This window comes from Bifidobacterium sp. AGR2158 (genome assembly GCF_000424225.1).
GTDB lineage: Bacteria > Actinomycetota > Actinomycetes > Actinomycetales > Bifidobacteriaceae > Bifidobacterium > Bifidobacterium anseris.
In genome coordinates this window covers 1-14,585 of the sequence record NZ_AUJM01000016.1, presented here as the reverse complement: position 1 = coordinate 14,585, position 14,585 = coordinate 1, and the positions used below count along the sequence as shown (strand labels likewise).

15 protein-coding genes are annotated in these 14,585 nt (G+C 65.3%); all 15 read right to left on the bottom strand.

The features are described 5' to 3' along the window. Position 1: 1 nt before the first annotated feature. Positions 2-616 carry a DUF5067 domain-containing protein gene (locus tag G606_RS0106410; RefSeq protein WP_196800011.1) on the bottom strand — a complete coding sequence of 205 codons (615 nt, stop codon included), beginning with the start codon at positions 614-616 and terminating at the stop codon, positions 2-4. A gap of 187 nt (positions 617-803) precedes the next feature. Further along, a complete protein-coding gene (locus G606_RS0106405; RefSeq protein WP_026645264.1) occupies positions 804-1,556 on the bottom strand; it encodes an ABC transporter permease in 753 nt (250 codons plus the stop codon). After that, on the bottom strand, positions 1,553-2,278 hold the full coding sequence (locus G606_RS0106400; RefSeq protein WP_026645263.1) for an ABC transporter ATP-binding protein: 726 nt from the start codon (positions 2,276-2,278) through the stop codon (positions 1,553-1,555). Before G606_RS0106400 ends, G606_RS0106405 begins: the two co-directional genes overlap by 4 nt. A gap of 1 nt (position 2,279) precedes the next feature. Next, positions 2,280-2,849 (bottom strand): TetR/AcrR family transcriptional regulator, encoded by a 570-nt coding sequence (locus G606_RS0106395; RefSeq protein ID WP_026645262.1) that lies wholly within the window; start codon positions 2,847-2,849, stop codon positions 2,280-2,282. Between the two features lie 195 nt (positions 2,850-3,044). Continuing rightward, positions 3,045-4,262, bottom strand: a complete 1,218-nt coding sequence (gene rlmN / locus G606_RS0106390) for a 23S rRNA (adenine(2503)-C(2))-methyltransferase RlmN (protein WP_026645261.1) — start codon at positions 4,260-4,262, stop codon at positions 3,045-3,047. Positions 4,263-4,322: 60 nt separating this feature from the next. Beyond that, on the bottom strand, positions 4,323-5,291 hold the full coding sequence (locus G606_RS0106385; RefSeq protein WP_026645260.1) for a phosphatidate cytidylyltransferase: 969 nt from the start codon (positions 5,289-5,291) through the stop codon (positions 4,323-4,325). 133 nt (positions 5,292-5,424) lie between these two features. Then, complete coding sequence (gene frr / locus G606_RS0106380) at positions 5,425-5,979, bottom strand: ribosome recycling factor (RefSeq protein WP_024541293.1); 555 nt, start codon at positions 5,977-5,979, stop codon at positions 5,425-5,427. Between the two features lie 54 nt (positions 5,980-6,033). After that, entirely contained in the window at positions 6,034-6,780 is a 747-nt protein-coding gene (gene pyrH, locus G606_RS0106375; RefSeq protein WP_026645259.1) for a UMP kinase, read from the bottom strand. A gap of 200 nt (positions 6,781-6,980) precedes the next feature. Further along, entirely contained in the window at positions 6,981-7,841 is an 861-nt protein-coding gene (gene tsf / locus G606_RS0106370) for a translation elongation factor Ts (RefSeq protein ID WP_026645258.1), read from the bottom strand. A gap of 78 nt (positions 7,842-7,919) precedes the next feature. Continuing rightward, the gene (gene rpsB / locus G606_RS0106365) at positions 7,920-8,822 is read right to left on the bottom strand and encodes a 30S ribosomal protein S2 (protein WP_026645257.1); all 903 of its coding nucleotides are present in this window, start codon (positions 8,820-8,822) and stop codon (positions 7,920-7,922) included. A gap of 261 nt (positions 8,823-9,083) precedes the next feature. Further along, on the bottom strand, positions 9,084-9,569 hold the full coding sequence (locus G606_RS0106360) for a peptide deformylase (protein ID WP_026645256.1): 486 nt from the start codon (positions 9,567-9,569) through the stop codon (positions 9,084-9,086). A gap of 74 nt (positions 9,570-9,643) precedes the next feature. Then, the gene (locus tag G606_RS0106355) at positions 9,644-11,698 is read right to left on the bottom strand and encodes an AMP-dependent synthetase/ligase (RefSeq protein ID WP_026645255.1); all 2,055 of its coding nucleotides are present in this window, start codon (positions 11,696-11,698) and stop codon (positions 9,644-9,646) included. Positions 11,699-11,735: 37 nt separating this feature from the next. Then, a complete protein-coding gene (locus G606_RS0106350) occupies positions 11,736-12,401 on the bottom strand; it encodes an Rv3235 family protein (protein WP_026645254.1) in 666 nt (221 codons plus the stop codon). Between the two features lie 586 nt (positions 12,402-12,987). Next, the gene (gene tnpB / locus G606_RS0106345; protein WP_026645253.1) at positions 12,988-14,268 is read right to left on the bottom strand and encodes an IS607 family element RNA-guided endonuclease TnpB; all 1,281 of its coding nucleotides are present in this window, start codon (positions 14,266-14,268) and stop codon (positions 12,988-12,990) included. After that, a partial coding sequence (locus G606_RS0106340; RefSeq protein ID WP_026645252.1) for an IS607 family transposase occupies positions 14,261-14,585 on the bottom strand: 325 nt, incomplete at its 5' end. The genes tnpB and G606_RS0106340, both read right to left, overlap by 8 nt.

Here is a 14,585-nt window from a genome sequence, read left to right as displayed (position 1 = left end):
GTCAGCGCATCTCGAGCGCGATCTCGCTGCCGAAGGTGTTCGGTGTGCCGTCCGTCACCTGCAGCAGCACCGGCGCCGCCGCGTCGAGGAGCACATAGGCGAGCTGGATCGATGTTTTCGTGCCGGGAAGCACCTTGCGGAAGCGTGACGCGTCCTCGAAACCAGCCGGCCTCTCTTCGCCGTAGGCGGCCTGTTCGAGCACGATGCCGTGCTGCGAGACAGTGAAGGTCGGCACCAGCCCTGTCGTGTACGCCGTCGTGTTCTCCCATTCGACGGTGAGCAGCACCGTCGCGCGGCCCTGCGCGTCGTCCGTCGCGTGCACCGCCGTAACCGATTCGATCGTCGGCCGCTTCGTCGTCGCGCTCGTCTGAGTCGAGGCCTCCTCGACCTCCCCGTCGCCGTCCGCGCCGCGCACATCGATTGTCGCCGCGGGCGCGGCCTGCAGTACGGGAGGCGCACTCATCGCCTTCGCCTGCCATCCGCCGAGGAAGCCCAGCGCGAGCACGAGCGCCGCGCCGCCGCCGAGCGCCGCCATGCCGGCTCCGGCCTTCCTCCCCCGTCGCCGACGCGCGCGGCCGCCCGCCGCCGGCGACCTTCTCGCGTGCGCTCCACCCATACGATGCTCGTTTCTCGTCATGCCTGCACGGGGCATGCGGCCCGGCCGCGCACCCCGATTATGTCCATGGGCATTGTAGCGGGGTGCACGTTGAAGGCACCGTCGACGGTCTCACTGTAAGACGCCTTCAACGAATCTTCACATCGACCCCTGTGACCACGCCGCCGACAGGGCATCTCCGCCGCCTTCAGCGCTCCCGCCTGCGCCACGCGAAGACGGCGACGGCCGCCGCCATGCACACGAGCGCATACAGGCACACGATCCACAGATGCGGCCAGATCTGACCGTCGGCGCCGTCGAGCGCCGCGACGACCGCCTGCGTCGCATGATAGAACGGCAACGCCTGCACGATACGGCGGAACGTCTCCCCCATGATCGCCAACGGCACGGTGACTCCCGACAGGATGAAGGCCAGCGTCGTGAGCATCGCCCCGCACACGCCGCCGACCGCGCGATCGCTCATCACACAGCCGCACAGCAGCCCAATCGCCGTATACATGAGCGCGACCGGCAGCACGACCACGACGCCCAGCAGCAGACGCGAAGAGACATGCCAGCCGAACAGGCCCGCGCACAGGAACGTGACAAGCGACTGCGCAAGCGAGACGACGAGCATCGGCACCGTATAGCCGAACATGAAATCCGCCGACGTCATCGACGAGACGAACAACCTCGCCAGAAAGCTCGACGTACGGTCCTTCGCCAGCAGCATCCCCGAGAACAACGACAGGAACACCGGCGCATAGGCCGCGATCGACGCCGTCAGATCGCCGATCGACATGGCACGCGCGCCGGGCATCTGACCGACCTGACGGTAGATGACCGACAACGCCCACAGCAGCAGCGCCGGGAAGGCCATGCCGAAGAACAGGTTCACCGAATCGCGCAGCACCTCCTTGACCGTACGCACTGAGAACAGCCACACCCTGCGCGCGCTCATCGTGCACCTCCCGCCAACGCGACGAACGCGTCCTCCAACGTGGACGCGCCCGTCTTCTCCTTGAGCTGCTCGACGGTGCCGGTTGCGACGACACTGCCGGCGACCATGATCGCGACCATGTCCGCAAGCGTCTCGACCTCCTCGAGGTAATGCGTCGTCAGCAGCATCGTCGTGCTGCCCTTGAGCGACGCGATGACCTTCCACAGCTCCCGGCGCGCGAACACGTCGAGACCGACCGTCGGCTCGTCGAGGAACAGGATCTTCGGCGACGTGATGAGCCCCATCGCGATGCTCAGACGTCGGCGCATGCCTCCCGACAGCGCCGACGCGCGCCGCGAGGCTACGTCGGCGAGCGAGAACACGTCGATGACGTGGCGCGCGCTCGCGACGGCCTTCGCATGCGGCTGCCCGTAGATGCCGGCGATGAGCTCGAGGTTCTCCTGGACCGTAAGGTTCTGCGCGACGGCCGTCTCCTGCGGCGCGACGTTGATGCGCTCGCGGATCCATGCGCCGTCCTTGAGGATCGACTTGCCGAGCAGGTAGGCGTCGCCGCTCGTCGGGCGCGTCAGCCCGGTGAGCATCGAGATCGTCGTCGTCTTGCCGGCGCCGTTGACGCCGAGCAGCGCGAAGAGACTCCCCTCGGCGACGGTGATGTTCTCATGGTCGACGGCGACGAGGTCGCCGTACCGTTTCGTCAGATCGACGGTGCGTATCGCATCCATCTCATGCTTCCTTTCCGGATTCGAGGTCCGCCTTGAGCGCCCGGTAGACCTGCGACGTGGAGCGTTCGACAAAGTCGGCATCCCAGTCGAGGTAGCGTGTGGCGATCATCGTGGCGAGGCCGTGCACATACACCCACAGCTGCGTGTGGAATTCGAGGGCCCGTGCCTCGGTGACGCCGAGCTGGCGGGCGACGATCGCCACGATCGGCTCGACGTCACGTTCGGCCTGCCTCATCTCCTCGTCGGTACGCGGACGCATGAACAGCATCGCGAACAGCTGCGGCTCGCGTCTGGCGAAGTCGACGTAGGCGAGGCCGCTCGACAGATACGGACGGTCGGCGCCGCGCTCCATCGCGTCGGTGACGAAGGCGTTGTACGTCTCGTTCGCTCGCCGCCAGACGGCGTGCTGCACCTCTTCCATGCCGGCGAAGCGGCTGAAGATCGGACGCACCGAGCAACCGAGGCGTGCGGCGAGCGAACGCGCGGACAGCGCATCCTCCCCGTCCTCACGCACGATTGCGAAGGCGGATTCGACAATCTGCTCGCGTGTGTATTGCTGTGCGCGCGGCATCGCGGCCTCCCTCCCCGCGCGTACTTCAACGCGCGGAACATAATGTAACAGGTGTTACGTAACAGTTGTTACATTACTTAGCGTCCCTCTTCGGCGCAAGTTCCGGCGATTGCGCAGGGCCGATTTCGGCCGCCGACACGATGAAGGCCCGCCCATCCGTTCGTGGATGGGCGGGCCTTCGCGGCCTGCGGGCGCTCAGGAACGCTGCGGCATCGTCATGTCGATCGTCTTGGCGGCGAGCTGTCCGCAGGCGCCGTCGATGTCTTGGCCGCGCGTGTCGCGCAGCGTCGCGGTGATGCCGGCGTCATGCAGGATCTCAAGGAACCTCGCCTCGTCCTCGGGTTTCGACGCCGTCCATTTCGACCCCTCGATCGGGTTGAGCGGGATCGGGTTGACATGCGCCCAGTTGTCGCCGTAGTGGTTGAGCTTGTTCGCGAGCTGGCGCGCGTGCACCTCCTGGTCGTTGATGCCGCGCATCAGCGCGTATTCGATGCTCACGCGCCGCTTGCTCGCCAGATAGTAGTCATGCGCGGCGTCGAGGACCTGATCGACGTTGAAGCGCCTGTTCATCGGCACGAGCTCGTCGCGCAGATCGTCGTTCGGCGCGTGCAGCGACACGGCGAGGCGCACCGGCAGCCCCTCCTGCGCGAGGCGGCGGATGCCGGGGACGACGCCGACGGTCGAGACCGTGATGTTGCGCGTCGAGATGCCGAAGCCGTCGGGCGGCATCGCGCCGATCTGACGCACCGCGGAGACGATGGCGCGATAGTTGCCCATCGGTTCGCCCATGCCCATGAACACGACGTTGCTCAGACGCCCCGGACCTCCCGCGACCTCGCCGCGCGCCATCATGCCGGCGGCGATGCGCACCTGTTCGAGGATCTCGCCGGTGGACATGTTGCGCGTCAGCCCCAGCTGGCCGGTCGCACAGAACGGGCAGCCCATGCCGCAGCCGACCTGCGACGAGATGCACAGCGTCGTGCGGTTGGGATACCGCATGAGCACCGATTCGATCTTCGAGCCGTCGAACAGGTTCCACAGCGTCTTGATTGTCTGCCCGTCGTCGGCCACCTGACGTGTCACCTCGTCGATCAGTATCGGGAAGAACGCCTCCTGAACCGGTTCGCGCAGCGCCGCCGGCAGATCGGTGAAATCGGCGGCGTCGGCGTCGAAACGACCGTAGTAGTGGTTGGCGAGCTGCTTGACGCGGAACCTCGGCATGCCGAGCTCCTTCGCGCGCTCCTCGCGTTCGTCGACGGTCATGTCGGCGAAATGCAGCGGCGGCTTGCCCCGTCGAGCGTGGTCCTTCGCGAGCACGTCGCGGAACGCCCCGGTGGTGCCGCCGGGCGTGATGCCGCTGTCCGCGTCGTCATGCGGATGCGCGGCGGGGCGGAAGGTGTCGTTGGAGTTCATGATGGAATCGGCTTTCCTCGGGGAATCGTGATGGTTCAGACGGTGCGCGGCGCTCAGACGTCACAGACCGGTCATCCACAGCAGCACGCAGATGAACGGCGCGCACAGCAGGATGGAGTCGACGCGGTCGAGGATGCCGCCGTGCCCCTTGAGCAGGTGACCCATGTCCTTGATGCCCAGATCACGTTTGATCAGCGACGCGCACAGGTCGCCGAAAGTGCCGACGACGCCGATCATGACGCCGGCGACGATCGGCACCCACCAGCGCGACGCCCACATCGGCGCCTCGTAGGTGCACGCGAAGACGGCGAAACAGCCGGCCATCGCGAACAGGATCGAGCCGAGCAGACCTTCGACCGATTTCTTTGGCGAGATCGTCGGACACAGCTTGTGCCGGCCGAACCACGCGCCGGCGAACAGACCGCCGGTGTCGCTCAGCGCCGGCATGAACACGATGAGGATCGCATGGGCGACCGGATGCCCGTTGAAGGTGAGCGGCATGATGATGCACGAAGCGAGCAGCGGAATGTAGAGCACGGTGAACATCGAGACGGCCACCTGCGTCAGGCGGCTGTGCGGCTCGTCGGCGCGCGACTGCGCCTGTGCAGGCGTCGCGGTCGTTGCCTTGCCGGCGACGACCTTCGATGTGCGCCCGTTGAGCGTGATCTGCAGGCTCGCCGTGACGGCGACGACGAGCAGCGACGCCAGCACGCCGACGGCCATCGCCACGACATGGCGGTCGCAGAAGTAGACGGAGAGCAGCGTCGCCGTCGAGCAGATCCAGAGCGTGAGCACAGGGATGCGCAGGCCGCGCGTCGCGAAGTCCACGCGCAGCTCCCACAGCGCGGGGAGCATGAAGACGACGACGAGGAGCGCGAACAGCATCGGACTGATGAACAGGCACGCGAGGATGATCACGATGAGAACAACGGCCGTGGCGACGGCCTGCGGCATGTTCCTGCCGGTCCTCTTGTTGATCTGCTGAAGCTTCTCTTCGGCCTCACGGGATTGCTGCATATGCGGCATCATGGCCCTCCTTCGGGAACATGCGCGACGACGTGCACCGGCGGGGTCCGCCCGGTGCACAACAAGGATGCGCCTGCGCGCCGGGCGTCGCTTGAAGCCGTGGCGGTCGCGCGCAGGCGCATCGTCTCAGGGAGGATCAGACCTCCATGATCTCCTTCTGCTTGCCTTCGAGCAGGGCGTCGAGTTCATCGGTGATCTGCTTGGTGACCTTGTCGAGATCCTTGAGCAGACGATCGCCCTCGTCCTCGCCCATCTCGCCGTCCTTGACGGCCTTGTCGATCGCTTCCTTCGTCTTGCGACGGATGTTGCGCACGGCGACCTTGCCGTCCTCGGCCTTCGTCTTGGCGAGCTTGACGTATTCCTTGCGGCGGTCCTCAGTGAGCTCCGGCATCGTCAGCAGGATCTGCGCGCCGTTGCGGCGCGGGCTCGCGCCGAGGTCGGAGTCGCGCAGCGCCTTCTCGACGGCGTTCGCCTGCGACGGGTCGAAGGGCGTCACGGACAGCGTGCGCGGCTCCGGCACGCCGATCGTGGCAACCGACTTGAGCGGCGTCGGCGCGCCGTAGTATTCGACGACGATGCCGTTGAGCAGCGCCGGGTTGGCGCGGCCGGTGCGGATGCCGGAGAAGTTCTCCTTCGTCGATTCGACGGACTTCGCCATCTGCGCCTTGGCCTGATCCACAAGATTTGCCATGTTTGTTCTCCTTTGATGAAACCTGTTGTCGGCGTCGTGGGCGTCACACGGCGTTCATGCCAGCTGCGACTCCCCGTTGGACACCAGCGTACCAATCGACTCGCCGAGCAACGCGCGGGTGACGTCGCCGGGCGCCTCGAGCCCGAACACGCGGATGTGCTGGTCGTTGTCACGCGCCATCGCCATCGCCGAGGCGTCCATAACCGCGAGGTTGTCGACGAGCGCGCGCTTGTAGCTCAGGCGCGCGAAGCGCTTTGCGTCCGGGTCCTTGCGCGGGTCGGAGGTGTAGACGCCGTCGACGCCGTTCTTACCCATGAGCACCTCATCGCAGTGAATCTCGAGCGAACGCTGGATCGAGACAGTGTCGGTCGAGAAGTATGGCATGCCGGCGCCGGCGCCGAAGATGACGACGCGGCCTTTCTCGAGGTGGCGGATCGCCTTGAGCGGGATGTACGGCTCGGCGACCTGCCCCATCGTGATCGCCGTCTGCACGCGCGTCGCCTGACCTTCCTGCTCGAGGAAGTCCTGCAGCGCGAGGCAGTTCATGACGGTGCCGAGCATACCCATATAGTCACCGCGGGAACGATCGATGCCCGCCTGCTGCAGTTCGGCGCCGCGGAAGAAGTTGCCCCCACCGGTGACGATCGCCACCTGCACGCCGGCTTCGACGGCCGGCACGATCTCGGAGGCGATGCGCCGCACGACACCGGTGTCGATGCCGACGCTGCCGCCGCCGAAGGCCTCCCCCGAGAGCTTGAGCAACACCCTGCGCGGTTCGGTTTGCGTCGTTTCCTCTGCCATATCATGCCTTCCTCGTCGATGGATCGCAAAATACCGTCTTTTAGAGTATCGGTGGCGTTTGACACCACCCGGCGGCGCAGGCCGGAAACGCGGATGGGGCCGCACGCCGTCATGGCGTGCGGCCCCATCCGCCGCATCGGCAAATCGCCAGTGCGGCGGTTCCGGCGCGATCATACGCATGCGCCGGAACCCTGATTGTGTCAGTCGACGTCGGCCTCCGGGCCCTTGCCGACCTCGAGGCGGGCGAAGGCGAGGGCCTGACCGCCGACCTCCTTGAACAGATCACCGATCGTCTTCGACGGATCCTTGACGTAGGCCTGCTCGAGCAGCACGTTCTCCTTGAAGAACGCGTTGAGGCGGCCTTCGACGATCTTCGGGACAATCTTCTCCGGCTTGCCTTCGGCGAGCGACTTCTCGGTGGCGACGCGGCGTTCGCTCTCGACGACGTCCTCCGGGACGTCCTCGCGGGTGAGCCAGCGGGCGCCCATCGCGGAGATCTGCAGCGCGGCCTCATGGGCCACGGCGGCGCCGGCCTCGTCGGTCGCAATCATCGCGACGATGCTCGGCGGCATCTCGGCGGACTTCTTATGGGCGTAGATCTCAACGCGCGGGCCGGTGATCTTCGCGAACTGGCCGACCTTGACGTGCTCGCCGAACAGGGCGGCGGCCTCCTCGATGTCGGTCTTCACGTCGCCGTCGGCGGACGGCGCGTTGAGGACGTCGTCGATGCTGTTCGCGTCGGCCTTGACGGCGTCGGCGAGGACGGTGTTCGAGAAGTCGACGAACTTCGGGGTCTTCGCGACGAAGTCGGTCTCCGAGTTGAGCTCGACGGCGTAGCCGGTCTGGCCGTTCGCGGAATCGACGACGGTCGACGCGATCGTGCCTTCCTGGGCCTTGCGGCCTTCACGCTTGCCGGCGGCCTGGATGCCCTTGGCGCGGATGATTTCCTTCGCGCGTGCGACGTCGCCTTCGGCCTCGGTGAGCGCCTTCTTGACGTCCATCATGCCGGCGCCGGTCTCCTCGCGGACCTGCTTGATCAATGCTGCGGTGATTGCTGCCATTGATGTCTCCTTGGTTGAAACGGAAAAGTATATGGAGGCAAGCGTTCGGCTGCGTGATGCGCCGCCGAACGCTTGGGATCACTTGGACTCGGTGTCCTGCTCGGCCTGCGACGCCTCGAAGTGGGCGTCCGAACGGGCGGCCTCGGAGGAGGCGCCTTCGGCCTCGTCGTCCTTGAGCACGGCGCTCTCGGTGACGACTGCGTTCTCACGGTCGGTGTTCTCGAGCAGTTCCTTCTCCCAGGCGGCCATCGGCTGCTCGGTGGAGGTGCCTTCGCTCTGTGCGCTCTTTCCGGAACGCTCGAGCAGGCCTTCGGCGACGGCGTCAGCGAAGAGCGTCGTCAGCAGCTCGATGCCGCGGATCGCGTCGTCGTTCGCCGGGATCGGGTACTCGACGGTCTCCGGATCGGCGTTGGTGTCGACGATCGCGACGACCGGGATGCCGAGCTTGTGGGCTTCCTCGACCGCGAGGGCCTCCTTGTTGACGTCCACGACGAACATCGCGGAAGGCGTGCGGTTCATGTTGCGGATGCCGCCGAGCTGCTTCTCCAGCTTGTCCTTCTCGCGCTCGAGGAGCAGGAGCTCCTTCTTCGTCAGGCCGGAGCCGTGCACGTCGGAGAAGTCCATCTCCTCGAGTTCCTTGAGACGGGTGACGCGCTTGGAGACGGTCTGGAAGTTGGTCAGCATGCCGCCGAGCCAACGCTCGGAGACGTACGGCATGTTCACGCGGGTGGCCTGGGTCTTGATGGCCTCCTGAGCCTGCTTCTTCGTGCCGACGAACAGCACCGTGCCGTTATGCGCGACGGTCGTCTTGATGAAGTCGTAGGCGACGTCGATCAGGTCGAGCGTCTTGAACAGGTTGATGATGTAGATGCCGTTGCGCTCCGTGAGGATGTACTGCTTCATCTTCGGGTTCCAACGGCGGGTCTGGTGTCCGAACTGGAGACCGGCCTTGAGCATCTCGCTCATCGTGATCTGAGCCATGGTATCGCTACCTTTCTTGTCGGTTATTGCCTGGCCATGCGGCATTGCGTGCAATCTCGCCCCGAAGGGTCCGACCGACCGACACAAGCCGTCGCCCACATGACGCGTTGTCGTGGTGCGCCCGCAATAGGAAATGTCTGGTGGCGACCCATGCGTGCGACAGCACGGTACGCCGATTGGCACACCGTTGACGAATATACCATGCGCCCCTCCCAGAATCAATGGTTCCGCGAGGGGCGCATCCGTCCGTGGCTCGGACGGTCAGGAGTTCATGCTGCGCATGCGGCGCATCGCGGCGCGACGCTCGTCCTTCTCGAGCCGATCGATGTAGACGTGGCCGTCGAGATGGTCGGTCTCGTGCTGGAGCATGCGTCCCATGATGCCGTCGCCCTCAAGGACGACCTCGTTGCCGTCGAGATTGATGCCGCGCACGCGCGCGTAGTCGGCGCGGCGCGTCTTGTACCACAGGCTCGGCAGCGACAGACAGCCCTCGTCGCCGTACTGCTCGCCGCGCGTCTCCTCGAGCACCGGGTTAAGCACGTAGCCGACGGTGCCGTCGATGTTGTAGGAGAAGGCGCGCAGCCCCACGCCGATCTGATTGGCGGACAGGCCCGCACGGCCCGGGTCGTCGACGGTGTCGAGCAGATCCTCGACGAGGCGACGCACCGCCGGCGTGATCTCGGTGATCGGATCGCACGGTGTGCGCAGGACCGGGTCGGGGACGACTCGTATTTCACGGATTGCCACTGGTATGCTCCTCTTTCGTTGCTTTGTTGGTTCCTGATTGATGATTCATCACGTCCGGCGACGCCTTGTTTCGGTCAGCGCGAGGCGGACGCGTCGTCCTTCGCGGCAGCATCGTCCTTCGCGGCGTCGGCGTCCTGCGCGGCGTCGGTGTGCTCGTCGCGCCATTCGCCGAACCGTTCATGGACGTTGCCGATCGCCTGACGCACGCGCGGCGTCACGTTCTCGGAGGCGGCGCGCACGCTTTCCCCGGCCTTCTTGACCGTCTCGGTCGTGCTCTCGAGGATCTGCATACCGACGTTCGCGCGCACCACGGGCGCCACCGGGGCGTACAACTCCCCTTCGATCACCTCGTCGTACTGCGCGAGCACCTTGGGGCGCACGACCTTCATGCTCGCGGTCATCGTGCCCTCCTCGAGGCTGAAATCGTGCGGCAGCACGATGAACTTGCGCACCGATTCGGCACGCGAGACGTCGGCGTTCGCCCGGTCCACGTACTGCTGGATGAAGGAATGGACGGCGTCGCTGTTGGCGACGTCCCCCATCGGCATGTCCGGGTCGAGCCCCTGCTCGGCGAGCCACGACGGCGTCATCTCCGGGTCGAGCGTCACGAGGGCGCCGACGAACGGACGGTTGTCGCCGACGACGACGGCGTGCGCCACGATCGAGCATTCGCAGATCGTGCCCTCCATCGGCGCCGGGGAGACGTTCTTGCCGCCGGCCGTGATGATGATGTCCTTCTTGCGGCCGGTGATGTACAGGAAGCCCTCGTCGTCGATCGTGCCGAGGTCGCCGGTGTGCAGCCAGCCGCTCGGCTCGAGGACCTCGTCGGTCATCTCGGGGTTGCGGTAGTAGCCGAGGAACACGTTCGGTCCCTTGACCTCGATCTCGCCGTCCTCGGCGGTGCGGATCGCCATGCCCGGGCCGGGCCTGCCGACCGAGCCCGGACGGTTCGCCTTCTGCCAGTTGACGACCATCGGCGCGGCCGTCTCCGTCATGCCGTAGCCCTGGATAAAGGTGATGTCGTCCATGCCGTTGAAGAAATGCACGAGGTCGGTGTTGATCGGCGCGCCGCCGCATGCCAGATAGCGCAGGTTGGGTCCGAGTGCCGAACGGAACGACGAGGCGACGGTGCCCATGTAGAAGGAGTGCTTCATGCGCATGATGGCCGACGGCCGCTTATGCTCGACCTCCATCTTCGACCATGCGACGAAATGCTTGAAGGCGTTCGCGAAGATGCGGCCACGCATGCCGGTACCCGCCTTCTGCGACGCGGCGTTGTACACCTTCTCGAAGACGCGCGGGACGCCGAGCAGGTAGGTCGGCCTGAAGCCGCGCAGGTCGGCGAGCAGGTGCTTGGCGCCGGGCACGTAGCCGACGACGCCGTGGCCGCCGATGGCCGTGTACTGGATGTAGCGCGCGAAGCAGTGCGCCAGCGGCAGAAACAGCAGCAGACGGTTCGGCTCGTAGAGCATCTCAGGAAGGATCTCGTAGCCGTTCTTGACGATGTGCGTGAAGTTGCGGTGGGACAGCATGGCACCCTTCGGCCTACCGGTCGAGCCCGACGTGAAGACGATCGTCAGCAGGTCGTCGGCGCGCACGCGGCCGATCGCTTCGTCGAGCGCGTCGTCGTCGAGCGCCTCACCGTAGTTGATGAGCGCGTCCAGGGCTCCGTTCTTCAGGTTGAAGACGTGCTTGAGCCCCGGATGGTCGGCCGCGATGTAGTCGAGCGTATGCGTATGCTCCTCGTCGCCGCCGAAGGCGATGAGCGGCTCCACCTCCTCGATGATCGACGCCGCCTGCTTGAGCGAATCGGTCTCGTAGATCGGCACCGACACCGCGCCGATCGCCGCGCACGCGAAGTCGAGGACGCCCCATTCGTAGCACGTGGCCGAATACAGCACGACCATCGTGCCTTGCTTGGCGCCAAGGGCCATCAGGCCCTTGGCGACGCTGCGCACCTGGGCGAGCATCTCCCCAGCCATCACGTCGTTCCACTGGCGGGTCCTCTCGTCCTTCCACTGGGCGATGATGTCGTCCGGATCGGCGATCGCACGGTCCGACAGCAGTGCGTACACCGTGTCCTTCTGCGTGGTCACGTAGATATTGTCGAGTCCGTATTCCCTGAGCATGCCTCCCACTATAACGCACGGCCGAGCATATGCGGCCTCAGCCGAGGTCGATCATGTCGCACACCCAACGCGCACCCTGGCGCACGAGCCTCATGTTGCCGCAGTGGGGCGTCGCGCCGAGCGAGATGTGCAGCGAGATCTCCAGTGTTTCCTCGTTGAGCATCATCGCGTGCACGAGATGAGGCATGACCGGCGCGTAGCGCATCTTGAGCGCGGGCGCGGGCAGCAGGTTGGGATTGCCGGCGAGGACCGAGCGCATCGTCTCGATGCGCCTGATGCATTCGGGCTTGACGTACTTCGCGAGCGAACTGCCGCTCTGGCGTGCGCGCATGACCTCGATCGCGGCGCAGGCGGTGCGGCAGACCTGCATCACCAGATTGCGGATGTAGGCGTCGGTGTACTCGTGCTCGAAGCATAGCTGCACGTGGTAGTGCAGGGATTCGTCGCGCACCGCCAGCGGGATGTCGCCGTCGTAGGACGGCAGCGGCCGGCGCCTCGCGTCGCGCTGCATGCGGCCGACGGCCCGCAGATCCTCGATGCGCGCACGTTCCGCGCGCCGGCGGTCGCGTTCAACTGCCTCGTCGAACTCCCTGCAGCTGCGTTCGTCCATCTCCTCGTAGAACGCCGCCAACCCGAGGTCGAGGACCTCCGCGTTGTCGGCTTCGTCGAACTCGTCGTCCCGGTAGTCTTCGTTGGCACTCATTGCCTGACCCCTTCCGCTTCTCCCGCCCGGGGAATCCCCCGCGCATCCACGGCCGTGGCCGCGCAGGCGTGGAACCATATTCCCGATTTACAACTTCCTTTATGCGTTGACGGACGACCGCCTTCCCGGGCGGGCCAGAGGTCCGGCGGGTCGTCCCGTCGAACACGAATCTAGCGTATTTCGCGACAAAATGCCAACGGTTGCACGATTGAATGTCCATTTGTGGATAACTTTCCACTTATCCACATATGCGCGGATTCATTGTGGATAACGCGGAGCCGCGATTTTATGAAGCCCTTAACATGGTGTCCCGCCACTGTTTTTGGGACGTCGTTCATGAATACGTTTGCACATCGTGGCAGACACGAAGATCAAGAAATACGACATTCGACACATATTTGACCAATCCAAATAGTGGGACGCGATGGGTGAATCGCACGCTATACGACGTTTGCGACACGTGCACATTATGCCATGTGCGTAATCGTTAGATGCATATGACAGCACCCGACGAACTGACGCCCTGCCGATGCCATGCCGTTCGCGTTCGCCGCGCGCGTTCGCCTCCGCTGCACGCCGTTGCAAACTAGTTTGTGGTAGTTTGCATGGTCTCGTTGTCGAGGCCAGCTCCAAGTCTCACGCGGCTCGCGCCGCTGCTTGGTTCACGTTTCGCCGGGGTCCGCGCGGCCGGCTTGCGCCGGTCGCGTCTTACGTCCCCTCCGCGTGCGTTTAGGGTCTCCGGGGCACTCCCGGCGACCATGATGTTGATGGCCGCGTTCAGGTCGCGGTCCATGTCAAGCCCGCACTTGTCGCAATGGTAGACGCGTTCGCTTAGGGACAGCTTGGCTTTCACTGTTCCGCAGTTCGAGCACGTCTTGCTTGATGGATACCAACGGTCGATGATATGGATGGCCGCGCCGGTGCGCGCGCTTTTGTACGCGAGTTGGCGGCGCAGTTCGGCGAACCCGCAGTCTGACACGGCTCGCGCGAGCCTGTGGTTGCTGACCATGCCCTCCACGTTCAAGTCTTCTATGCTGATGTCCCTGTAGGTGCGTGTGAGCATATCGGTGAGCTTGTGCAGCCCGTCTCGTCGTTGGTCGGCGATGCGTGCGTGGATGCGTTGCACGCGGGTCCTGACCTTCCGCCAACGGTTCGACCCCTCCCTGCGTCGGCTCAGGACGCGTTGCGCATGAGCGAGTCGGAGAAGGCTCCCGCTCATATGACGAGGATTCGGCACCACCGTGCCGTCGGAGAGCGTGGCGAGGGCCCTGACACCCAAGTCCACGCCGACACCGCCACCCCTAGGGGCAGCGGGTGCGGTCGGGGCGTCGCGTTCGACGGTCAGGGACGCATACCAGCGTCCCGCCCGTTTGGACACGCTCATGCGCACCACTTTCGCGTCCCCGACCCGTCGGCCGATGTCCTCCATGCAGTGCACGCGGCCGACGCGGGGCAGTTTCAACCGTTTCGGATCGCCCTCGACAAGGCCGAACGAGCCGGTCGTGTACACGAACCGTGGCGTGGTGCGACGCCTGCTTCTGAACCTCGGCCAGCCCATGCGCTTTCCCTTGCGCCCGCCGGTCTTCGAGTCGAAATGGTTTTTCAGCGCGGCCGCCAATGATTCGAACGCGCTGTTGTACGCCTCCTTGCTGTATTCGGCCCACCACGGCGCGATCTCGTTCTTCCACTCGTTCCACCAACGCCGCATCGCGTACATCGACCAATCCGCCTTCCCGCCGCGCGCCAACTGTGACCGCACATGTGAAAGCATGAGATTATAGGCGAAGCGCGCCGCGCCTGCATGACCCTCCAGCAAGCGTTCCTGCCGTGGCGTGGGATCGAGCACCACCTTCACCGCCTCAAGCATCTTCCGCCGCCTTCAACGCGGCCCTCGCCTTGTCCCCGGCGGCGCGCCTGCCGTACAGGCGCGCGCACAACGACGTGAGCACCTCGGTCATGTCCCGCACCAGATCATCGTCCAGCTCCTTGTCGTCCACGACGATGAGCCTGCGCCCCTGTGCCTTCAACGCGCTTTTGATCAATCCCGCGTTCATACGGGCAAGGCGATCACGGTGCTCCACGATGATCATGCCCACACCCGGGTCGGCCAGCAAACGGTTGAGCTTGCGCCGCTTGTCGTTCATGCCTGACCCCACTTCCGCGACGACCTCGGGCTGTTCGACG

Excerpts from the sequence above, each read along its gene's own strand:
- G606_RS0106410 (WP_196800011.1), bottom strand. The coding sequence starts at position 616 with ATGGGTGGAGCGCACGCGAGAAGGTCGCCGGCGGCGGGCGGCCGCGCG.
- G606_RS0106405 (WP_026645264.1), bottom strand. The coding sequence starts at position 1,556 with ATGAGCGCGCGCAGGGTGTGGCTGTTCTCAGTGCGTACGGTCAAGGAG.
- G606_RS0106400 (WP_026645263.1), bottom strand. The coding sequence starts at position 2,278 with ATGGATGCGATACGCACCGTCGATCTGACGAAACGGTACGGCGACCTC.
- G606_RS0106395 (WP_026645262.1), bottom strand. The coding sequence starts at position 2,849 with ATGCCGCGCGCACAGCAATACACACGCGAGCAGATTGTCGAATCCGCC.
- rlmN (WP_026645261.1), bottom strand. The coding sequence starts at position 4,262 with ATGAACTCCAACGACACCTTCCGCCCCGCCGCGCATCCGCATGACGAC.
- G606_RS0106385 (WP_026645260.1), bottom strand. The coding sequence starts at position 5,291 with ATGATGCCGCATATGCAGCAATCCCGTGAGGCCGAAGAGAAGCTTCAG.
- frr (WP_024541293.1), bottom strand. The coding sequence starts at position 5,979 with ATGGCAAATCTTGTGGATCAGGCCAAGGCGCAGATGGCGAAGTCCGTC.
- pyrH (WP_026645259.1), bottom strand. The coding sequence starts at position 6,780 with ATGGCAGAGGAAACGACGCAAACCGAACCGCGCAGGGTGTTGCTCAAG.
- tsf (WP_026645258.1), bottom strand. The coding sequence starts at position 7,841 with ATGGCAGCAATCACCGCAGCATTGATCAAGCAGGTCCGCGAGGAGACC.
- rpsB (WP_026645257.1), bottom strand. The coding sequence starts at position 8,822 with ATGGCTCAGATCACGATGAGCGAGATGCTCAAGGCCGGTCTCCAGTTC.
- G606_RS0106355 (WP_026645255.1), bottom strand. The coding sequence starts at position 11,698 with ATGCTCAGGGAATACGGACTCGACAATATCTACGTGACCACGCAGAAG.
- G606_RS0106350 (WP_026645254.1), bottom strand. The coding sequence starts at position 12,401 with ATGAGTGCCAACGAAGACTACCGGGACGACGAGTTCGACGAAGCCGAC.
- tnpB (WP_026645253.1), bottom strand. The coding sequence starts at position 14,268 with ATGCTTGAGGCGGTGAAGGTGGTGCTCGATCCCACGCCACGGCAGGAA.